At 46.7% G+C, this 21,459-nt stretch carries 17 protein-coding genes; all 17 read right to left on the bottom strand.

The annotated features are described in order from the left end of the window. Positions 1-68 precede the first annotated feature (68 nt). The gene (locus tag OIU26_RS18775; protein WP_007432172.1) at positions 69-437 is read right to left on the bottom strand and encodes an ArsR/SmtB family transcription factor; all 369 of its coding nucleotides are present in this window, start codon (positions 435-437) and stop codon (positions 69-71) included. A 101-nt stretch (positions 438-538) separates the two neighbouring features. After that, complete coding sequence (locus OIU26_RS18770) at positions 539-1,663, bottom strand: NADH:flavin oxidoreductase (RefSeq protein ID WP_264217656.1); 1,125 nt, start codon at positions 1,661-1,663, stop codon at positions 539-541. A gap of 177 nt (positions 1,664-1,840) precedes the next feature. Continuing rightward, the gene (cyoD, locus tag OIU26_RS18765) at positions 1,841-2,176 is read right to left on the bottom strand and encodes a cytochrome o ubiquinol oxidase subunit IV (RefSeq protein WP_013373103.1); all 336 of its coding nucleotides are present in this window, start codon (positions 2,174-2,176) and stop codon (positions 1,841-1,843) included. Continuing rightward, on the bottom strand, positions 2,177-2,785 hold the full coding sequence (gene cyoC / locus OIU26_RS18760) for a cytochrome o ubiquinol oxidase subunit III (RefSeq protein ID WP_013373104.1): 609 nt from the start codon (positions 2,783-2,785) through the stop codon (positions 2,177-2,179). Then, positions 2,785-4,761 carry a cbb3-type cytochrome c oxidase subunit I gene (locus OIU26_RS18755; RefSeq protein ID WP_013373105.1) on the bottom strand — a complete coding sequence of 659 codons (1,977 nt, stop codon included), beginning with the start codon at positions 4,759-4,761 and terminating at the stop codon, positions 2,785-2,787. The genes cyoC and OIU26_RS18755 overlap by 1 nt, the downstream gene beginning before the upstream one ends. Before the next feature lie 25 nt (positions 4,762-4,786). Then, positions 4,787-5,755, bottom strand: a complete 969-nt coding sequence (cyoA, locus tag OIU26_RS18750; RefSeq protein WP_013373106.1) for a ubiquinol oxidase subunit II — start codon at positions 5,753-5,755, stop codon at positions 4,787-4,789. A 353-nt stretch (positions 5,756-6,108) separates the two neighbouring features. After that, positions 6,109-6,357 carry a hypothetical protein gene (locus OIU26_RS18745; protein WP_013373107.1) on the bottom strand — a complete coding sequence of 83 codons (249 nt, stop codon included), beginning with the start codon at positions 6,355-6,357 and terminating at the stop codon, positions 6,109-6,111. Between the two features lie 220 nt (positions 6,358-6,577). Then, entirely contained in the window at positions 6,578-7,924 is a 1,347-nt protein-coding gene (locus OIU26_RS18740; protein WP_025674786.1) for a GH1 family beta-glucosidase, read from the bottom strand. Beyond that, positions 7,921-10,392 (bottom strand): glycoside hydrolase family 95 protein, encoded by a 2,472-nt coding sequence (locus tag OIU26_RS18735; protein WP_264217655.1) that lies wholly within the window; start codon positions 10,390-10,392, stop codon positions 7,921-7,923. Before OIU26_RS18735 ends, OIU26_RS18740 begins: the two co-directional genes overlap by 4 nt. 105 nt (positions 10,393-10,497) lie before the next feature. Beyond that, positions 10,498-12,192, bottom strand: a complete 1,695-nt coding sequence (locus OIU26_RS18730) for an ABC transporter substrate-binding protein (protein WP_264217654.1) — start codon at positions 12,190-12,192, stop codon at positions 10,498-10,500. 62 nt (positions 12,193-12,254) lie between these two features. Next, a complete protein-coding gene (locus OIU26_RS18725; protein WP_264217653.1) occupies positions 12,255-13,157 on the bottom strand; it encodes a carbohydrate ABC transporter permease in 903 nt (300 codons plus the stop codon). A 15-nt stretch (positions 13,158-13,172) separates the two neighbouring features. After that, positions 13,173-14,186 (bottom strand): ABC transporter permease, encoded by a 1,014-nt coding sequence (locus OIU26_RS18720; protein ID WP_264217652.1) that lies wholly within the window; start codon positions 14,184-14,186, stop codon positions 13,173-13,175. A 449-nt stretch (positions 14,187-14,635) separates the two neighbouring features. Next, positions 14,636-15,052, bottom strand: coding sequence for a cupredoxin domain-containing protein (locus OIU26_RS18715; RefSeq protein WP_013373114.1), 417 nt, complete (start codon positions 15,050-15,052; stop codon positions 14,636-14,638). Positions 15,053-15,197: 145 nt separating this feature from the next. After that, positions 15,198-16,997, bottom strand: coding sequence for a thiol reductant ABC exporter subunit CydC (gene cydC / locus OIU26_RS18710; protein ID WP_264217651.1), 1,800 nt, complete (start codon positions 16,995-16,997; stop codon positions 15,198-15,200). After that, positions 16,978-18,732 carry a thiol reductant ABC exporter subunit CydD gene (cydD, locus tag OIU26_RS18705; protein WP_264217650.1) on the bottom strand — a complete coding sequence of 585 codons (1,755 nt, stop codon included), beginning with the start codon at positions 18,730-18,732 and terminating at the stop codon, positions 16,978-16,980. Before cydD ends, cydC begins: the two co-directional genes overlap by 20 nt. Beyond that, a complete protein-coding gene (cydB, locus tag OIU26_RS18700) occupies positions 18,732-19,745 on the bottom strand; it encodes a cytochrome d ubiquinol oxidase subunit II (RefSeq protein ID WP_264217649.1) in 1,014 nt (337 codons plus the stop codon). The genes cydD and cydB overlap by 1 nt, the downstream gene beginning before the upstream one ends. After that, entirely contained in the window at positions 19,732-21,138 is a 1,407-nt protein-coding gene (locus OIU26_RS18695) for a cytochrome ubiquinol oxidase subunit I (RefSeq protein WP_025674770.1), read from the bottom strand. The genes cydB and OIU26_RS18695 overlap by 14 nt, the downstream gene beginning before the upstream one ends. Between the last annotated feature and the right edge of the window lie 321 nt (positions 21,139-21,459).

Here is a 21,459-nt window from a genome sequence, read left to right as displayed (position 1 = left end):
TCGACTTCAATGGACAAACACCAAAAGAGCGCCAATTGCTTGGCGCCCTGCTGTTGGTTTGTCAAAAATCATTGATGTGATATGTGCTGATGGGTTTGCAAAAAAATCTGCTCCACATGATTATCATCCAGTGAATAAAACACTGTCTTGCCTTCCTTGCGTCGTTTGACAATACGCAGGTTGCGCAAATAACGAAGCTGGTGGGATACTGCAGATTGGCCCATGTTCAACACCTGTGTTAAATCATGAACACACAGTTCCTTTTGAGCCAGGGCATAAATCAGCTTGATCCGTGTCGGGTCACCTAGCGCTTTAAACAGCTCCGACATTTTGTATGCGATGGAATCCTCAACTAGGGAAGATTTTATACGCTCAATTTCCTGATCTGAACCGTGACAAGCCGGCTCACAATCCAAAGCTTCCGTTTCAGAATTCATCCTTTTCACCCCGTGTATTTCGACTTGATGCTCCTATTATAGCAAATTCGTAGAATTTACGAATAGCTTATATTACAGCTTGCCCTGTAACCGAAATTTTCCTAATTCAACGTTTTTAATACTTCATCATTGTAAGGAATTATTTCTTTTATCTGTTGATCACGTAATTTTACTGCAAATGCCGGATCAACCAGCAATGCACGTCCAACTGCAACCAGATCAACTTCCTCTCGTTCTACTAGCTCCACGAGTTGTTCTAATCTGGCCTCTACACTACTGGATTGATCAGTCTGACGATCATTGTTTTTTTCCAAATCACTCAAAAAGGCCTTCTCCAAACCAATTGACCCCACCGTAATCACTGACTTGCCTGTTATCTTTTTGGTCCATGCTGCCAGGTTTAGATCTGACCCTTCGAATTCTGGCTCCCAGAAACGGCGGCTTGAGCAATGGAATACATCCACCCCAGCTTGTACCAATGGGGCAAGAAACTGTTCAAGTTCCTGCGGTGTCTGTGCCAGCTTTTCTCCATAATGGTACATCTTCCACTGGGAGAATCGCAGTACAATTGGAAAATCCGGGCCTACTGCACGGCGACAAGCCTCAATGACCTCGACTGCAAACCGGGTACGCTGAACCAAATCGCCTCCATATTGATCGGTACGCTTATTGGTTTTGTCCCAGAAAAATTGATCTATTAAATAGCCATGTGCTCCATGAAGCTCAATGCCGTCAAACCCCACCCGCTTGGCATCGGCAGCGGCCTGAGCAAAGGCTGCAATGATATCCGTAATTTCCGCCTCCGTCAATGGCTCAACTACCTTTTCACCTGCGGGAGAAATACCTGAAGGACCGACAGGCAATGCCTCGGGATTCGGTTGGTTATCCGCACCTATTTTCCGGGCTGTACCCACATGCCAGAGCTGCGGTATAATTTTGCCGCCGGCCGCATGAACCTCCTCTACTACCTTGGCCCATCCTTTCAATCCCTCACCATAAAAGTTAGGGATGCCTGTGTGCTCCACAGCGGCGGGATGATTGATAGCCGTTCCCTCCGTAATAATCAATCCAACAGCATTTTCTGCACGTCGACGATAATACGCGGCAACCTCAGGTCCTGGAATACCTTGGGGAGAAAAATTTCGTGTCATGGGAGCCATAACCATCCGATTGGGAAGCGATAAGTTACCTATCTTAAAAGGTTTAAACAATACTTCGGTGTTCATGACGTTTTCCTCACTCTCCATTAGTATTATCTTTTTCACTCTTCTGTTATACAATTCCATTTTACATACATACAAACTTGAGTTCAAGAAGCCACAGTTTAAATTTCAGCAGGTCCTTTACAAAAAAAGAGGAAGCGGCATAGAGCCGCTTCCTCTTATCTAAATTAGTGTGACTTATTAGTGTGCTACCATGTTGTATTCCATAATCCATACAGAACCGCCAACGACAGTCAACAGGATCACAACACCAAAGATCAAAGTCATAACATTCCAACGTGGTCCATTGCTTTCACGGATGTGCATGAAGAAGAAAAGCTGAACCAGAAATTGCAGCACTGCCGCGGCTAAAATAACAACCATGGTCGAAGTGCGGCTCAACATATGATTCATAACCACGAAGAGAGGAATGATGGTCAGTACGATGGACAGAATAAACCCGATAACATAGGATTTCACTGAACCGTGAGAATCATCATGACCATGCGAACCCGCTCCTGATTGATGCTGTGCCATCTACATCACCCCCATCAAATAGACAACTGTCAGCAAGAAGATCCAGACAGCGTCCAAAAAGTGCCAGTACAAGCTCAATGCCGAAACTTTGCCCTTCGTCTCTGGAGTAAGTCCGCGTTTTTTCAACTGGAACATAAGTCCAATCATCCAAACCAGACCTAACGAAACGTGAAGTCCGTGTGTTCCGACCAATGTGAAGAATGCCGACAAGAACGCACTGGTTCCAAAATTGGCACCTTCATGTACCATTTCAACAAACTCGTAAACTTCAAAACCGATAAAACCAAGACCCAGGATCGCTGTCACGATTAACCAGCTGATTAATCCCTTCATGCTTCCTTTGTTCATAGCCAACACAGCCAGACCACTTGTGAAGCTGCTTGTGAGCAAGAGGAACGTTTCAATAATAACGCCCGTCATGTTAAACAGCTCTGCGCCACCTGGTCCTCCGGCTGTGTTGTTCCGAAGGACAACGAAGGTTGCGAACAAGGTACTGAACAGGATTACGTCCGTTACGAGGAAGATCCAAAAACCAAGCATCTTCAATTCTTGCGGATCGTGATGCCCGTGGTCATGATCATGGCTGTGATGTGCTGCAGCTTGTGCCATTATACAGACCCCCTTATTGCCGCTTCCGTGCGTTTTACTTCATCCGCAGGGATATAGTAGTCGCCATCATAGGAGAAGAACGAACGGCAAATCATACAAATTGCCACGCCGATCAGCCCTGGAATATAGAAGAACGACCATCCAAATACGAACCCGAAACCTGCAATGAAAAAGAATACCGACATAATGAATGGAATCGCCGAGTTTTTCGGCATATGAATCGCTTCAATTGGCGGTTGCTTTCTGAAAATACCTTTTGCACGTTTATCTTTTTCTGCCCACCAGTCATCGCGTTCTTCTACTTGCGGAATGGTAGCAAAATTGTATTCCGGTGCAGGTGAAGGAATGGACCACTCCAACGTGTGACCGCCCCAAGGGTCGCCCGTTGTATCCTTCAGCTTGCGGTAATTTTTGATACCCAGAAGAATTTGAAGAACCTGGAACAAGAAACCAATCCCCATCAGGAATGCCCCAACGGTTGACACCATGTTAAGCGGCTGCCAGCCAGTATCCCAGCCGTAAGTGCTCAGACGACGTGTCATCCCCATCAGACCGAGGGAATATTGCGGAATGAAACATACATAGAAACCGATATTCCAGAACCAGAAAGCCCATTTACCAGGCGTTTCAGGCAATGTGAAACCGAACATCTTAGGCCACCAGTAGTACAGACCTGCCAAGTAACCGAACACTACCCCACCAATCAGAGCGGAGTGAAAGTGAGCGATCAGGAAGTAACTGTTATGGAACTGGAAGTCCGCAGGCGCTACAGACAACATGACGCCCGTCAAACCTGCAATCAAGAAGTTCGGAATAAATGCAATAGACCACATCATCGGAGTTTTAAATTCGAGTTTACCCCGGTACATCGTGAACAGCCAGTTAAATACTTTAACCCCTGTCGGTATTGCGATAACCATTGTCGAAATCGCAAAGAATGCATTAACATCTGCGCCTGATCCCATCGTGAAGAAGTGATGCGCCCACGTGAAGAAGGACAGGATCGCAATAATGAACATCGCGTAAACCATGGATTTGTAACCAAACAATTTCTTTTTGGAGAATACGCTGATAACCTCGGAATAAATACCGAAGGCTGGCAATACTACGATGTATACCTCAGGGTGACCCCACATCCAGATCAAGTTGATATACATCATCGGGTTACCGCCGAAATCAAGGGTAAAGAAGTGTCCTCCTCCAAAGCGGTCAAGGAATAGCAATGCTAAAGTAACCGTCAGAATCGGGAACGCGAAAATGATAATAACACATGATGAAAATACGGACCACGTAAAGACAGGCATTTTCATCCAAGTCATACCAGGTGCGCGCATTTTAATAATGGTAACAATAAAGTTGATCCCTGTAGCCAATGAACCTATACCAGAAATCTGAATACCCCAGATATAGAAGTTCTGACCGACGCCAGGACTAAATTGCAGTTCTGAGAGCGGTGGATAACTCAACCAGCCTGCATCTGGCGAACCGCCGATAACGAAGGACAAGTTGAACAACATCGCACCCATAAAGAAAAGCCAGAAGCTTAATGCGTTCAGGAAAGGAAACGCAACGTCGCGCGCACCAATTTGAAGGGGTACGGCGATGTTAAACAAACCAAACATCAACGGCATTGCCATAAACAAGATCATGATCGTGCCGTGAGTTGTAAAAATCTGGTTGTAATGCTCAGGATGTAGGAGTGTCACATCCGGTGTAGCAAGTTGAATACGCATCAATAATGCATCCACGCCTCCGCGGAATAACATCAAGATGGCCGCAAGAATATACATAATACCGACTTTTTTATGGTCAACCGTAGTCAACCAGTTTTTCCAAAGCCAGCCCCATTTTTTGAAATAAGTGAGCACAAACACGATCCCGATCGTTGCTAATGCGATGGAAACGTCCGCTCCATAGATCATCGGGTCTCCAGTAACGAAGAAAGTGGATGCAAACTCTTTTATTTTGTCAAGCATTGGGGGCCTCCTTCCCTATAATCATTTAATTGTGTCCGCTCATGTCCATTCCAGCATGATCTTCTGTGCCGGATTTGGATGAATCTTCTGTGGATGTAGCTCCGCCATGTCCAGCATGGGGGTTAGGAGCGCCTTCCACTACATACTTGTTAACAATCTCTTTGAACAAGCCGTCTGGAATCGAAGAATATTCATCAGGCTGGGACAAACCTGGTTTTGCAAGCGCCAAATAGCCGTCTTTCGTCAGCGGCTTAGACTGCTTCTTGATGTCAGCGACCCAGTTTTTATACTCTTCATCCGACTGGACTTCTACATCAAAACGCATTTGTCCAAAATGCTCACCGCTAAAGTTTGCACCCGAGCCAAAGTAAGTTCCTTCGTGATCGGCCTGCAAGTGCAGTTTCATGGCCATGCCTGACATGGTGTAGATTTGACCGCCCAATTGCGGAATCCAGAACGAGTTCATCGGGGCGTCAGCAGTCAGTTCAAAACGGACTGGAACACCTTTAGGAATGTGAACTTGGTTCACTGTAGCTATACCTTCCTCTGGGTACATGAAGAGCCATTTCCAGTCCAGTGAAGTTACTTGAATCGTTACTGGCTTTTGCTCACTTGCCAACGGCTTGGAAGGCTCCAGCAAGTAGGTATATCTCGCAGTGATAACCGCAATAATACAAATAACGATAATTGGAATAGCCCACCATGTGGTTTCCAGCTTTTTGCTGTCATCCCAGTGAGGTTGATACTTCACCTTGTTTGTTGGGGTATCGCGATACCGCCAAACGATGAAGAAGGTCAAAATCATAACCGGTACAATTATAAGCGCAGACAATGCAGTTGTAAGAATGATCAGCTCTTTTTGTGCTTGCCCAATTGGTCCTTTCGGATCGAAAACAACGTATTTTCCGCCAGCATAAAAACACGTCCAGATGAGCAATGCTACCGTGAGCACGGTCAAAACCAACGCAATAATCGCTTTTGGTTTTTTGTTCATGTTGTTCCCCTCTCCTTAAAATAGTAAATTACTCAAAACTTAACGAACTCCTGTAATCTTGCCCTTATATAAGATAGCAGAAAAGCGGCCACTTTTTTTATTGTTAACAGAATTGTCGATTATTTGTCCGATTTTTGTGAAAAACCTCTCTAAAAATAAAATTTCTCTTGCAAATTCAAAATTTCTTTTTAATTCAAAAATGACATATAAAAACGTTAATTATGCATCTTGAAGTATCTTAAAAAAGCTATACTAAAGCAAAAATCGGGACTCCTTACAGTTATCATGCTACACTGCTCGAAGCCCCGCGCTGTTGTTTTCATTATCAGTTTTACATCATTTTTTCAATTGTATTAACGATGCCCGTTCTCTTGATCTTCCTTCTTACGGGCAATGACAAATGATTTCCCGATTAGAAAAATGAAAATTCCGGCAGCAAAGGCGCCAATGCCTGTCATTAAATAGATATTACGATCGGTTAAATTCCCTATATCAAGCAAAATAAGAATAATACCTACAATGCAAGCGATCAAAGAAATAACAGATACCGTGCGGCTCATTTGGTTATCACTTGATCCTGATTTTCTAAAATTCGAAGCCATACCCTCCACTCCCTCTAGTTTAAAATAGTTTAAAAAGTGCCCTCGCCAGGTATTTTTTTCAGTATGCACATTTTTTATTTTATTATTCCTGCCGGTCTCTACATACTAGAACCATCTGTAATTCATCTTGGCTATTATTACCCCAGAGGACCTCCTATTTAAACAAAAGGGAGCAGAAACAGGCCTATATCTGCTTGATTTTCATAATATTTCTCTTGATTTAACGTCTAGTCTCCAGCCAGTTATTACTTACTACATTTCGATACCAATAGTAACTTTCCTTGGGGGTGCGGACCTGTGTGCGAAAATCGACATGAATCATGCCAAATCTCATATTATATCCCTCTGCCCACTCAAAATTGTCCATAAGTGACCAGGCCATATACCCTTTAACATGAAGGCCGTCATGAATTGCCCGGTGTACCTGTACCAAATGCTGCTGCATGTACGAAATTCGACGGTCATCCTGCACCTTTCCGTTTACGACTTCATCATTGATACAAGCCCCGTTCTCTGTGATGTATATATCGATGTTACCGTATTTTTGCAAATAATGTAGTACCTCATACAGCCCACGTGACTCCACCGGCCAGCCGATATCCGTTACAGGTAGTCCCATATTGATTTCTTCAGATTGAAGAAAGCCTGCTTCCGGATTAAAGCGATTAACCGACATACTATAATAATTGATACCGATCATATCTATAGGTTCACCGATAATGTCCATATCTCCATCTTGTATAGGTACGGTGGCTCCCTGCTCCGCAAACCAGTCTACCAAAAACTGAGGATACGAGCCTTGATAAATAGGCTGGAGAAACCAGTCACTATGCAGAGAAATCGTGCGCGCACAAGCCGCTTTATCTTCCTCAGAGGTGCTGTAAGGAACAGCCCAGGAGACATTGGGAGCGATACCGATCTGGCCACTGGTGCCTAGCTCGCGGAATCGGCGTACAGATAGGCCATGCGCGACCAGCAGATGATGTCCTACATCAATCGCTGTCTGGAGATTCGTCAGACCCGGAGCATGAACTCCTAACATATTGGATAAAAAAGCGATGCACCAAGGTTCATTGAATGTGAGCCAATGGTGTATCTTACCGTGAAACTCGCGGAACATCGTTTCTGCAAAGTGGACAAATGCCTGAATTGTACGACGATTTCCCCATCCTCCCGCATCCTGTAGCGCCTGAGGCAAATCCCAGTGATACAGTGTACAAAACGGTTCAATCCCGTTGTCGTTCAACAAATCAACAACGCGATGATAATAGTTCAATCCTTCTTGATTGACTTCACCGTCACCATTCGGGAATATACGCGGCCAGGACACCGAGAACCGATATGTACGAATGCCCAGTTCCTTCATGAGACGGATATCTTCTTCGTAGCGATGATAGCTATCACAAGCTACATTGCCGTTATCCCCGTTAAACACTTTACCAGGCGTATGGGCAAAGGTATCCCAGATCGACAGCCCTCTCCCATCCTCCTGATAAGCTCCCTCGATTTGGTAAGCAGCTGTTGCAGTACCCCACATAAAGTCCTGCGGAAATTGAAAAATAGTCATTGTCTCTCTCCCTCTCCCTCAATTATAATCGTATGTTCATTCGTTTTTTCCTGCTTTTTGGTAAAAATCCATGACAAAATAAATCCTCCGTGCTTGGGATCAGGCTGAGCCTGACGAGCATCTGCGCTAAACGGGTGTGCACTGCGAATCGTGCAGCTTCCCGTCTGGGCAGATGCGGTAAGCTCCGCACTGACGAGCCGCGAACCGGACCACTCCATGGTGACCGTAATCCCGCCACGCCCTTTCAAGCCGCTGACCCTTCCCTCCGGCCATGCCGATGGCAAGGCAGGCAATAGCGTCAGCTCACCCGGGCGGCTTTGCAGCAGCATTTCTGCGATGCCTGCCGTCGCACCAAAGTTACCGTCGATCTGAAACGGCGGGTGAGCGTCGAATAAATTAGGGTAGGTCGATCGCGACAGCAACGTGCGAACATACCGATGCGCAGTGTCGCCATCTTCCAGCCGGGCGTACAGGTTAATCAACCAGGCACAGCTCCACCCGGTATGCCCGCCGCCATGATCGAGCCGGCGGCGTAACGATATGCGGGCCGCCTCAGCCAGCTCCGGAGTATCGCGGATATGGATCTGTCGGCCGGGATAAACCCCATAAAGATGCGAAACATGTCGATGACCAGGCTTCGCTTCCTCAAAATCGACCAACCATTCTTGTAACTGACCGTGACGGCCGATTTGATAGGGGACTAATCGTTCCCGTGTCTCTTCGCAGCGCTTGCGGAATTCATCGTCTAATTCCAGCAGGTCTGCGGCTTGAATACAGTTGCTTAATAGCTCCCGAATCAGCGTCATGTCCATCGTGGAGCCCATGGATATACTGCAATCCTCGCCGCCGGGAGTGATGAATTTATTTTCAGGTGATGTGGATGGGGACGTTGCGAGCCGACCATCCGGGCCCTCCACGAGCCAGTCCAGGCAAAAGGCCGCCGCCCCCTTCATAAGCGGATAAGCCTGTTCTGCCAAATAGGTTGTATCCAAGGTGAAAAGATAACGTTCCCATAGGTGAGCGGTCAGCCATACACCCCCAAGCGGCCAAAATGCCCAACTGGCATGGCCACCTGACGGTCCGGCGTTTCTCCACACATCGATATTGTGGTGAGCTGTCCATCCTTGAGCCCCATAATGGATGGAAGCTACCCTACGTCCCGTACGACCGACTTCTCCAATCATATGCAGCAATGGCTCATGGCACTCGGCAAGATTACACACCTCTGCGGGCCAATAATTCATCTGTGTATTAATATTGGTTGTATAGTTACTATTCCACGGCGGCTGTACCCGGTCATTCCAGATGCCCTGAAGGTTGGCGGGCTGACTGCCCGGACGTGAACTGCCCATAAGCAAATAGCGTCCATACTGAAATAACAGCACTTCCAGCCCCAGGTCTGCCTGACCTTTCTGATAGTGTTCTAATCGCAGGTCGGTCGGGAGAACGGACTCGTCGGTTAGCGTGTCACTTCCCAGTTCTAATGCAACACGGTCAAACAGCTTCCGGTGATCCTGCTCATGGCGTTGCCGCACCTGCTCACTTCCCAGCGAAATCGCTCCGTCTAGAGTGACTTTGCATGCTTCTACTGACTCCGTTGCATCACTATTCGGCAGAGCCTGGAATCCCCGAAATCCGGTAGCTGCTGCCAAATACACCGTGATTTTATCCGCGCCCGAGATGATCAATGCTCCGTCATCTCCCGTCGTCAAGGTTCCTCCCTCGGGAATAACCCTCGCCTGAACTGCAAAAGCCATCCCCAAATCATTTTCGTAAACGACAGACTGTGGATGATCGCCGTGATAATTAGATTCCACATGACTGGGCGCTCGTCCAGTCAACGTAATAAAGTCCCTGGTCGGTTCCTCGGACGGATCGTCATCGCTAGCCCATTTGGAGGAATTCTCAAGTGCATCCTCTCCAACTTCATCCTCACAAGGATGGGGGGTAGTGATGCGCACAGATGCATGGATTTTTCCGACCTTACTCGCAGTCAGTGACACCATAATGACTCCATCGGGTGCACTGGCGATAACTTCCCGGGTATAGCGGACTCCATCACTCTGAAAAGTGACCGCTGCCGTTCCGGTCTGCATATCCAGTTCCCGTTCATAATGCGCAATCTCGCCTAGGTTCTCCTGCGTAATCCACAAATCTCCCAAAGGCTGGTAGGCTTCTGTATCGCGGCCCAGCATGTTTGAAGTAATCAGTTGTTCGGCTTCTTTGTATTTTCCATCTGCAATCAGCTTTCTGGCAGGTTCTAAATATCGCAACGCATCATACTGAACGCCATCCCTGGGGAATCCGGACCAGAGCGTATCCTCGTTTAATTGCAAATGCTCCTCCCTGATTCCGCCAAATACCATAGCTCCCAGCCGTCCATTGCCGACTGGCAATGCTTCCTCCCATACCTCAGCAGGCTGGCGATACCATAACCGCAGGGACTGTGGCCTTTCGCTTTTCGTCACGTCAAACCCTCCCTCATCAGGGTCAGACAAAGCACTGCTCCCGTGTTGCCCATGGCGCATGCGCTCTGTCACTCCGAGATTTCAAAGTTTGGATAAATGGACTTGCTATTTGGACGCTTTCCCACTCCATAACTCCACTCTGTCCTTCACCAGTTGCGTATATTGCTGTTCCATTTGGACAGCTCCGGCGGCATCCAGTTCTTTAATCATGTTGTCGTATACCGTATCAAAATTGGAAGCTGGTGTTAAAATAGCTTCCGGTATACGTTTGCGGATAATGTCTGTCGTCTTTTTAAATGTAACGTTATAGTTGGATTCATTGTCTGTGGTCAGGTTATAGGCTGCGCCCCAAGGCTTCACATCAAATTCTTCTTTTCCTGGAAAGAGTTCCTTCCACGTTTTTACGCCATACGCTTTAAGTGATTCTTTCTCCGGCTTCGAATAAGCCGCAATAATTTGTTCCGGGAATTTGGCAGTGTAGTAGTTACCCGTAGAGTCCTTCACTCCGTCACCATAGTGTCCGCTCATTAATGTGTACAAGTCTATTCCAGTAGATTTATTGAAGCTGGTTGTATTGTTCGTTTTTTGATCCAATACATCGGCAGGAATGACGCGTTTGCCATCTTTGATTTCATAGTGCTTGCCTTCGATTCCCCAGTTCACTAGCACCTGTCCTTCATCAGAAGCTAAATAATCCAGGAATTTAATAGCCCGCACCGGGTCCTTGCAACTTTCCGTAATTCCTACACCATAACCGGACGCAAAGCCTGTATCCTGAAAGGAACGATCCTTATATTCCTCCGAAAGTGTAACTGGAAAATGTGCATAGCTGGCATCAGACTTACCTGACGCTTTTAATGCATTTTCGGCATCCTGATAACCCCACTCCTGGTCGATCAGACCCAAGACACGGCCGCTGGCAATTTTGGATTTGTATTGGTCACTTTTTTGTACAAACGAATCTTTATCGAGCAGCCCTTCATTGTACATGTGGTTCAACCAACGGAAATATTCCTTTTCTTCCGGACGTTTGTAATGAAGCTTGGCTTCAAATGTTTTGGGATCAATAAAATATTCACCATCATCCGGCGCTCCAGTCGTCTGGAAGGCAGGGTTCGTTACGGTAATCATAATTCTCCAGTCGTCCGCATCCAGCGTGAGAGGGATCGTTTTTTTGCCATTGATCGTCGGATGCTTGGCGGCATAGGTTTTGAGTACGTTTTCAAAATCCTGTAAGGTTCTTACCTTAGGATATCCCAGTTCCTTAAGCACCTTATGCTGAATTTCAAATCCTCCCGTCGCATCAAAACTCTCCTGTCCAACACCTGCATACGTAGGAATAACATAGATAGCTTGATCTTTATTGCTGTATTTCAGCCGATCCATATAGGGACCGTAGAGCTTCTTGAGGTTAGGCGCGTGATCGTTAATTAGATCGGTCAGATCAATCATGGCCCCCGCATCCACAAGCTTGTTAATATTCGCTTTAGGAGAAACGAGGTCGGGGTATTCTCCACTTGCTGCCATCAAAGCAATTCGGTCATCTCCACCTCCGCCGCTGACATCAAATTCCGCGTTCAAAGTTACACCTGTTTTCTTGGTGATTTCCTTGCCTATTTCATCCTTCATTCCATTCCATTGCGGGCTTGTATCTGCTCCGAAAAAGCTAAACGTAATCGGATCTGTGCCGCTGGATGAGCCTTCCTTTGCTGCTTTATCGCTTCCACCGCAACCTGCGAGTGCAGCAAGAGATACGGCGAGCAAGGGAATCAGTGCAAATCTGGACCAGTGTTTTTTCATGTTCAAGACCTCCTGCATTTGTAGGATTTTACCGTTGTGAATGGACTGTAACGATTTGATTGTTATGATTTAACAGCTCCCAGTGTCATACCGCCTACAAAATACTTTTGTAGGAATGGGTATACGAGCAAAATAGGAAGCGTGACGGTAATCGTGATTGCCATTTTAATCGACTCTGGCGAAATTTGAGCCATTTGCTTAGCCATATCGTTGCTATTCGCCATATTGGCGCCGCCTTGCTGCGTACTTTGCAGTATCTTCATCAGCTCAAATTGCAGCGTTGTCCATTGTGCGGCGGTTCCGTTGTACAAGTACGTATCAAACCATGCGTTCCATTGATTTACCGCTAAAAAAAGGGCAATTGTCGCTAGCACAGGCTTGCACAGCGGTAAAATAATCCTCCAATATATTGTAAAGTCATTGGCTCCATCCAGCTTGGCAGACTCTTGTAGCGCATACGGCAAACCATCCATAAAGGAACGAATGACAAAAACATTAAACGCGCTGATCAGCCCCGGAAAAATATACACCCAGAACGTGCCCAGCAAATGTAAATCACGCATCAAAATAAACACAGGCACCATCCCGCCGGAAAAATACATCGTCAACGCCAGAAACGTGGATATGAACTTGCGCGCGCGGAAATCGACCCGACTCAGCGTAAATGCAAGCATAGAAGCACAGATGAGTCCCAGCAACGTTCCAACCACTGTACGTAAAATGGATACCTGCAGACCCCGAAGCAGGCCATCGTATTGGAAAATCGTTTTGTAATTTTCGAGTGTAAACTGGCGCGGCCATATATAAATACCGCCACGCACCGTATCCGTCGAATTGTTCAGGGAAATTGCCAGTACGTTCAGAAACGGGTACAGCGTCAACACCACGATCAGAGCCATGAGAATATAGTTGAACAAGTCAAACAGCTTTTCTGACCGTGTAGCGTTAAATGCTTTATTCGTCATTTCGCTTCTCCCTCCCTACATGATGCTTTCTTTGGTCAGTTTTTTGAATATACCGTTCGCTGTAAACAACAATAGAATGCTAACCAGCGAGTTGAAAATGCCTATTGCCGTCCCGTAAGAGAAACGGCCCAGATTAATCCCGTAATTCAGTGCATACAAATCCAGCACTTCCGAATAATCCGTTACGAGACTGTTGCCAAGTAAGAACTGCTTTTCAAAACCATTGCTGACCAGATGCCCGATCGCCATAATAAACAGAATAGCGATTGTCGAGCGGATACCCGGCAGTGTAATATGCCACATCTGTCTCCAGCGGCTGGCCCCATCCACACGCGATGCTTCATACTGTTCCTGGTCAATTCCTGTGATGGCGGCTAAATAAATAATCGTATTCCAACCCGTCTCTTTCCATATGTCGGAAGCGGTTACAATATACCAAAACCAACTCCCCTTGGCCATGAACTGAATCGGTTCATCCACAATATGAAGCGCTACCAATATATCGTTAACAATCCCTCCGTCAATGGACAGCATTTTCGTCACCAATCCGGCCACAACTACCCAGGATACAAAATGCGGGAGGTAGGATACTGTCTGCACAACTCGCTTGAACAGCATACCACGCAACTCATTTAGCAGAATTGCAAAAAAGATCGGTACAACAAAACCAAAAACAATACCCATCAGGCTCATCGCCAGCGTATTGCGTAATACCAGATAAAAACGTTCATCCTGAAAAAGCTCAATAAAGTTGTCCAACCCTACCCACTTTTGATCCCAAAACGATTTGGCTGGCTTATAATTTTGAAACGCCATTGTCCAGCCCCATAGTGGAAAATAACTGAAAACAAACACCCATATGACGAAAGGAATCGACATAAAGTAAAGATACTTTTGCTGTTTCACGCTGTTCCACAGGCCTTTTTCACCGCGTTCGGGCTTCGATCCGCGAGCCTTACGCGGTCTTCCCCGATTGGATTCAGGAATCGCAGTATCAGCTCTGGAAGCGGTTTCAGTTGAAGATCCCATAACAAGCTCCTCCTCATCTCTAGATACTATTATCATACTTTGCTGGCTCAGAAGCGGGTACCCGACGAATTAGGAGAAAAATCAGTTCAAAATTAGATATATGGGGAGTGGATTAAGATTTACATTCGTGCCACTACACATGCGGATGGTGCTTCCCATCGCTGTTGTCCCCGGATTTCTTGAATAAGCAGACAAAGGTAGAAATCCGGGGACAAAGGCGACCGCTATCGCTTGTCCAGCACCATTCCGCCTGCTCCGTTCTCATGTAAATTCCCTGAGAGAAGTAAAAAAACAAAAGATCAGCCAATGTAAGCTGATCAGAGGTAAAGGATAGTGCATATTGCACCACAGGTGGATGATGATATATATACACATACTTTCGTCGCAATTCACCTAGTTAAAAAGAAAAAAGGCTTTCTGGCATCAATGTGCCAGAAAGCTTTTTTGATTTATTTTACTGTGATCGTCCCGTAGTACATGTACATGCCGCAATTATACTCATATATGCCCGGTTTCAAGTCCTGGACGGTAAAATAATTATTTTCGTGATCCAGGTAAACGTCCATTCCGATCTTCAACGACTGTACTTCATCAATGCAAGTAAAAGACGTCATTTTCTTGAAATTGATCTTGGTTGGAACGCCGGCTTTCACTTCAATATTTTTAGGATAGAAACCGTCCCCTTTTACACCCACTGTCACAATCTCGTATTTGGCTTCATCTGGCTCTTCCTGAGCTTGTTTAGGTTGAACTGCCGGAAACGACGACACGCTCCCCTGAAAATAAAACAAGACAAACCCACCCATGATCAGGGCTACAAAACCAATCAGCATCAAATGCCAATGTTTAGAGATGAGTGTTTTCATTTCTTTCAGCCCCCTCCAGTTGAATGTCTACATGAGCATGTGACGCATCAACTCTAACCAGTATATAAAAGTTAATCGAAATTTTAAATACCTTGTTTCAAAGCTTCTAGCAGATGAATCATATTATCCGACACGGTGATCATCACTATTTTTCCAGACCCGGATGATCCAGCATATACAGATTACGGTACCGGGCATGATCGCGCCAAAGCTCATCATGACTGCCTCGCATGGAGATGGTGCCTTGTTCCATAAAGATCACCTCGTCCATATGCTTCATCCCCGTGAGATGATGAGTGATCCAGATCAATGTTTTGCCTTCCAGTACGCGAAACATCGTCTGCATAAGTTCATGCTCCGTTAGTGGATCAAGCCCCACTGTCGGCTCATCCAGCAAAACAATCGGATGGTTTTGCAGCAAAATCCGCGCCAGTGCAATGCGCTGTCTTTCTCCACCAGAAAAGCGAAGACCCGTCTCCTGCATTCTAGTATCGTAACCCTCCGGTAAAGAATCGATCAGGGTTCCAAGCCCTACCTGCTCCGTTACTGCACGAACCTCATCGAGCGTGGCGTCAGGTCGCCCTAAACGAATATTGTTCGCTACCGTCGTATCGAACAAATACGGTTGCTGGTTTAGCACCGCAAACAGACTGGAGTATGCTCCACCTGTAAATACGGGGACGCCTGCGACAGTGACGCTCCCTTCATCAGGTTGCAATGCTCCCTGAATCAGATTCAGCAGCGTAGACTTGCCCGCACCACTGCGGCCAAGCAATGCAACCTTCCCCCCCTGGGGTACGTGTAGCGAGATATTACGCACACTCCATTCCTGCGTTGCCGCATAGCGGAAGCTTACGTTGTTCAGCAGTAGGTCTCCCCCGTGGCTTAATCGCTGAGCGGTAGCCTGTTCTTCTTTAGTATCTGCTGCATCGTCTGCTACTGGTTGTCCTGCATCTGATCGTGCTGCAAGTGCAGATGTATCTTTCTCGGAATCCTTTAGCCGTCGAAGTGAATCCTGATACTCCGGCGCATGAACCACCGCTTCTCCAGCGCGAACGAAGGCATCCAGCAACGGAAAAGTTACTAAGGCAAAGGATGCCAGCCATGTGGCTTCAATGCGATTCTGTGCTACCAGTCCTCCGGCCCACACAGTCATAATTACAATTCCGCCGCCTACCAGGCATTGTGCGATCCAATGAGAACGCCACTCGTTCCGACGAAGTGAATTTTCCACCACGGCTGCCCTCTTGTGCCGTTGTGTAAAGGTGTTAAGGAAATGCCCAGTCCGTCCACTCAGCACCAGATCACTCATGCCGAACAAAGCATCCGTCAGTTCCTGATAGGCTTTACTCCGTTCCTGCTTGAACGTACGCCGTTTGGCGAGTGAGGTCCCAAGTGAGATAGCCGGGGCGATGAACAGCAAAAATCCCCCATATAGCGCCATCAGCAAGGCAAATGTGCCGTCCATCCAGCCAAGCGCCAAGATGCCTGCTGCATAAATCAGCAAAGCCGATAACGCAGGCAGAACCAGCTTCAGATAGATATTTTGAAGCTGCTCAATATCCTCCGCCAGCAATCCCAATAGATCCCCTGTACGAAATTTGCTGCGGATCATCAGCGCCTGCGGTTCCACTGCCCGATACAAGCGTACTCGCATACGAGACACAAGGCGCAGCGCAGCATCATGGCCTACCAAGCGTTCCAGATACTGAATGACGGCTTTACTAAAACCAAACGTTCGCACAAGCACAATGGGCACATACACCATTAATATATTCTCAGGCTTTAAGGCCGAACGAGTAATCAGATGGCCGGACGTAAAGAGCAGCGCGCCTGCACACCCAATGGACAGCGCACCCAAAAGAGCTGCTGCTAGAAAGGCCCAAAAATAGTGTTTCAGATAAGGCAAAAACCAGCCTTGGCTACTATTGTCCGTTGCTCTCATATCGTCCGTCCCCTCCTTCCGACATTCCCGTCAGCAATCGGTAATATTCTCCCTTTTGGGCAACTAGTTGCTGATGGGAACCTACCTCTTCCAGACGACCTTGATTCATCATCCAGACACAGTCCATATCCGGCATCCAATGCAGCCGATGGGTGGCAAGAAACATTCTTTTGTGTTTCAATACGGACAAAATGGTCTGTTTTAACTCCCATTCTGTCTCAATATCCAAATGTGCCGTAGGCTCATCCAATAAAATGATCGGACGGTTACTAAGCAAAGCCCGTGCCAAGGCAACCCGTTGCGCCTGCCCTCCACTCAATGTCCGACCTGCTTCCCCAATAGACTCATTCAATCCACCCGGAAGGCCATTCACCAGTTCACGCAGTCCAACCGCGTCAATCGCCCACTCTACCTGCTGGTTGGATGCTTCCGGTTCATAAAAGCGAATATTATCTGCCAAAGTAGCGCTAAACAGGTAAGGATGCTGTGGAATATAGGCAATATGCCGTTGCCATTCAGCTTTGGTATCCACAGATAATCGGCATCCATTAAGGATCAGCTCACCTGAAGTGGGGTCAGAAAAGCCGCCAAGCAGACTAAGCAATGTCGTTTTGCCTGCACCGCTCGCTCCGACGATGCCAATCATGTTCATGTGCGGTTCAACACTTGCAGACACATGTTCAAGCCGGGCGGAGCCGTCTTCATTAAGAAAACACACATCGGACAGCTTGAGGATGTTCTGCCCCGTGATGTCTAATCCTTTATCATTAGCTGTCTTCGGCTCTATCGTTTCATCCTCTGCAACGAGAATGGAGCGTATCGCTCCCCAAGCCTCCTTACCGTCCAATGAGGCGTGATAGTCTGATCCCAACTGGCGTATAGGCATAAAATATTCCGGTGCCAGAATAAGCACCGCAAGCGCTGCCTCCAGTCCCACCGAACCACTAATCAGACGCAGCCCCAAGCCTACTGCTACAAAAGCGACCGACAGCATACTGAAAAAATCGAGGGCAAATGAAGAAAGAAACGCTACCCGCAGCGTACGCATCGTTGCCGTACGGTATTGGTCGCTGACCTTCCCTACGGTTTCCCCATGCGCCCGACTGCGTCCCAAAAACCTTAGTGTCTGTAGGCCACGCAACGAATCCGTGAAATGATGTGATAATAGACGATAGGAACGCCACTGCTTGTCTGCCTGCTTTCGCGCCGCCAAGCCGAGTAAAATAAAGAAGCCCACCAAAATCGGCATCGTAGTCGTCAAAATCACACCTGAAATCATATCTAATGTGAAAACATACACAAGCACCAGTAAGGTTACAGCCATCATGTCTATTATACGAGGAATGGATATTTCCAAATAATTGCGAAACCGATCCACACCATCCAGCGCTAGCGTCACCAACTTGCCGCTTCCTTCCTTCGCGGCAAAACCCGGACCCCGCTCGAACAAACGCGCAAGCAGACGCTCCCGTAAGGAAGCGCCTGCTGCTTCGGCGAAACGACCGGCTGTCCGGCGTTGCAGCCAGATCATCGTATGCCTCACTGCAAAAGCCGCGAAAAACAACGCCAGCGATGGCCAAGCCATTACCAGCGGATTTTTATTAAACAAAACCGTTACAGCCTTTGCCAAAAAGATGGCTTGTGCAATTACCGCTGCTCCCTGGAGCAGGGAAAGGGCGGCCAGCAGCAGCATTACTGGCCGAATGCCCTTTAATTCAAACCAGGCTTTATCCATTAGTATTCCAGATGATCCTTCTCACTGAGACGCTTATGGAAAACAAAATAGCTCCACGCCTGATAAGCCAACACAAAGGGTAAAAGCGTTGCTGCAACAATCGTCATGGCTTTCAGTGTGTAATGACTGGAGCTTGCATTATATATCGTCAAATCAAAAGCACTGTTGATCGAGCTCACCATAAATCTTGGGAACAAGCCAACGAATAACGAAACGAAGCTTAGCAAAATGATGACACCTGTCATCCCGAAAGCCCATCCTTCGCGGCGCTGTCTCAGGAAATACCATGTCAGCACATAGGCGAGAATTCCCACCGCAACCGCAACATACATAAAGGGACCGCGACGTGCAAATATATCCGTTGCAAAATAAGTCCATACCACCATACCAGCAAGTAGAATTCCCAACACCGGAAGAAATTTGGACGCGATCACACGAGCACGATCCCTGACTTCACCAATCGTCCGCAGAGAAATGAACGTCAGCCCGTGCATGAGGCACATTCCGACCACTGTCAGTCCAATCCATACGGTGTATCCATTGAACACATCCAAAAATCCGGCTTTCAAATCCATGTTTTGCTGGATAGGTACACCTTTTACCAAAGCCGCAAAGGCCATACCAAACAGCATCGGCGGCAGGAAGCTGCCAATCAGAATGCAAGTATCCCACGTTCCTGTCCACCCTTTTCCTTCGGCCTTGCCACGGAACTCAAAGGAGACTCCTCGCAAGATCAAACCTAGCAAAATAAACACAAATACCAGATAATATCCGCTGAACATCGTTGCATAAAAATGCGGAAAAGCGGCAAACATCGCACCTGCTGCTGTAATCAGCCACACTTCGTTGGCATCCCAGAATGGACCAATCGTATTGATCATCAAACGTTTTTGTTGGTCATTACGCGGCACTAATCCTGTTGCCATCCCCACGCCAAAATCAAAGCCCTCTAGAAAAAAGAAGCCTGTAAACAACACTGCGATCAATAAGAACCATAAATCATTTAACGACAATGCTGTCACCTCCTTGAGCAAATGGATCATGAATGACTGTATGCTGATGCGGCTCAATATCTGGGCCTTTACGAGCGGTGCGAGCAAACAGGAATGCCAGTACACCCGTTAAAATAAGATACAGCGTCGTAAATGCAATCAGGGAGAACAGCACTTCTCCTGCTACAACGGTAGGTGAAACAGAATCTTTCGTTTGAAGCAAGCCAAACACAGTCCACGGCTGACGTCCCATTTCTGTCATGATCCAGCCTGCTGTATTCCCAATGAACGGGAGCGATATCCCCCACAGCATAAGGCGGAAGAACCAACGATGTGAGCCCTCCAATTTTTGTCGAAAACTCAGGTAAGCTCCGTACAGAGCAAGTGCAATCATGGCACATCCTGCCGCAATCATAATGCGGAAGCTCCAGAAGGTCGTACGGACAGGCGGAATATAATCACCTGGACCGTAGGTCTTTTCATACTGTGCTTGAAGCTCCTTCATACCAGGTACAGAGCCGGAAAACTTGCTATACGACAGAAAGCTCAGTGCAAACGGAACCTTAATCTCAAAGGTATTTTCCTGCTTATCAGGATCAATATTTGCAATAACCGTCCAAGGCGCCGGATCGCCGCTGTCTCCCCACAGAGCTTCACTGGCTGCCATCTTCATGGGCTGTGTTTTGATCAAATATTGAGCCTGTCCATGACCAAACAAAGGAATAGCAATGGCACAGATTAATGCAACAATAATACTCAATTTAAAAGAAGGTTTAAAAAAGTCCATATTCTTTTTATGCATCAGCTTCCAAGCACTAATCCCTGCTACGAGGAAAGCCCCGGTTGCAATGGCAGCAAAGATGGTGTGAGGATACTCCCACAAAAGCTGTTCGTTCGTTAACAAGGCAGCAAAATCCTGCATTTCTGCCCGTCCATTTACAACCCCATATCCTACAGGACGTTGCATGAATGAATTGGCAGCCAAAATCCACAAAGCCGAGAGCATCGTACCGATCGCTACCAACCACATGCAAATTAAATGGACAGTTTTGGATAATCTTTCCCAGCCGAATACCCATAGACCGATAAAGGTCGATTCCAGGAAAAATGCGAGTAATGCTTCAATGGCTAACGGTGTACCAAATACATCACCGACAAAACGGGAAAAGTCCGACCAATTCATTCCGAACTGAAACTCCTGCAAAATCCCGGTGACTACCCCTAACGCAAAGTTAATCAGCAGAAATGTCCCCCAGAATTGAGCCATTTTTTTGTACAAGTCTTTTTTCTTGATAACATACATAGTCTCCATAATTGCCACCAACAATGACAATCCAATGGAGATCGGCACATAAACAAAATGAAGAATCGTAGTGGTTGCAAACTGCAACCGTGCCAAATCCAATACGTCCATGATGCTGCTCCTCCCCTGTACTTCCCTTAACAATGATTTAATGTTTGTAATCTGAAGTCTTTTGTATTTGTGATTATATTCACACTCTTACATATGAAACCGTCACTTTTTTAGGAAATGACCCACTCAGCTAACTTGCCATGGTTGCCATAACCGGGCTTCAGATTATCCCCATTATATAGAATAAATTTAAATGAAATAGAATCAAAAATGTGAACATCGTGTCAAAGTTGTGTCATAACGATGGCGTTTTTATGAAAATGTCCTAAAATCCATAATGAATGTGACATTTTCTATTGATCCGTCCTTTTTCAACATATA

This window comes from Paenibacillus sp. BT-177 (genome assembly GCF_025846815.2).
In the GTDB taxonomy this organism is placed as follows: domain Bacteria; phylum Bacillota; class Bacilli; order Paenibacillales; family Paenibacillaceae; genus Paenibacillus; species Paenibacillus polymyxa_C.
The sequence above is the reverse complement of the archived record's forward strand: the minus strand, read 5'-3'. Positions and strand labels throughout refer to the sequence as shown.

Excerpts from the sequence above, each read along its gene's own strand:
- OIU26_RS18730 (WP_264217654.1), bottom strand. The coding sequence starts at position 12,192 with ATGAAAAAACACTGGTCCAGATTTGCACTGATTCCCTTGCTCGCCGTA.
- cyoD (WP_013373103.1), bottom strand. The coding sequence starts at position 2,176 with ATGGCACAGCATCAATCAGGAGCGGGTTCGCATGGTCATGATGATTCT.
- OIU26_RS18775 (WP_007432172.1), bottom strand. The coding sequence starts at position 437 with ATGAATTCTGAAACGGAAGCTTTGGATTGTGAGCCGGCTTGTCACGGT.
- cydC (WP_264217651.1), bottom strand. The coding sequence starts at position 16,997 with ATGAGAGCAACGGACAATAGTAGCCAAGGCTGGTTTTTGCCTTATCTG.
- OIU26_RS18745 (WP_013373107.1), bottom strand. The coding sequence starts at position 6,357 with ATGGCTTCGAATTTTAGAAAATCAGGATCAAGTGATAACCAAATGAGC.
- OIU26_RS18725 (WP_264217653.1), bottom strand. The coding sequence starts at position 13,157 with ATGACGAATAAAGCATTTAACGCTACACGGTCAGAAAAGCTGTTTGAC.
- OIU26_RS18755 (WP_013373105.1), bottom strand. The coding sequence starts at position 4,761 with ATGCTTGACAAAATAAAAGAGTTTGCATCCACTTTCTTCGTTACTGGA.
- OIU26_RS18720 (WP_264217652.1), bottom strand. The coding sequence starts at position 14,186 with ATGGGATCTTCAACTGAAACCGCTTCCAGAGCTGATACTGCGATTCCT.
- cyoC (WP_013373104.1), bottom strand. The coding sequence starts at position 2,785 with ATGGCACAAGCTGCAGCACATCACAGCCATGATCATGACCACGGGCAT.
- cydD (WP_264217650.1), bottom strand. The coding sequence starts at position 18,732 with ATGGATAAAGCCTGGTTTGAATTAAAGGGCATTCGGCCAGTAATGCTG.
- OIU26_RS18715 (WP_013373114.1), bottom strand. The coding sequence starts at position 15,052 with ATGAAAACACTCATCTCTAAACATTGGCATTTGATGCTGATTGGTTTT.
- cyoA (WP_013373106.1), bottom strand. The coding sequence starts at position 5,755 with ATGAACAAAAAACCAAAAGCGATTATTGCGTTGGTTTTGACCGTGCTC.
- OIU26_RS18695 (WP_025674770.1), bottom strand. The coding sequence starts at position 21,138 with ATGGACGTATTGGATTTGGCACGGTTGCAGTTTGCAACCACTACGATT.
- OIU26_RS18740 (WP_025674786.1), bottom strand. The coding sequence starts at position 7,924 with ATGACTATTTTTCAATTTCCGCAGGACTTTATGTGGGGTACTGCAACA.
- OIU26_RS18770 (WP_264217656.1), bottom strand. The coding sequence starts at position 1,663 with ATGAACACCGAAGTATTGTTTAAACCTTTTAAGATAGGTAACTTATCG.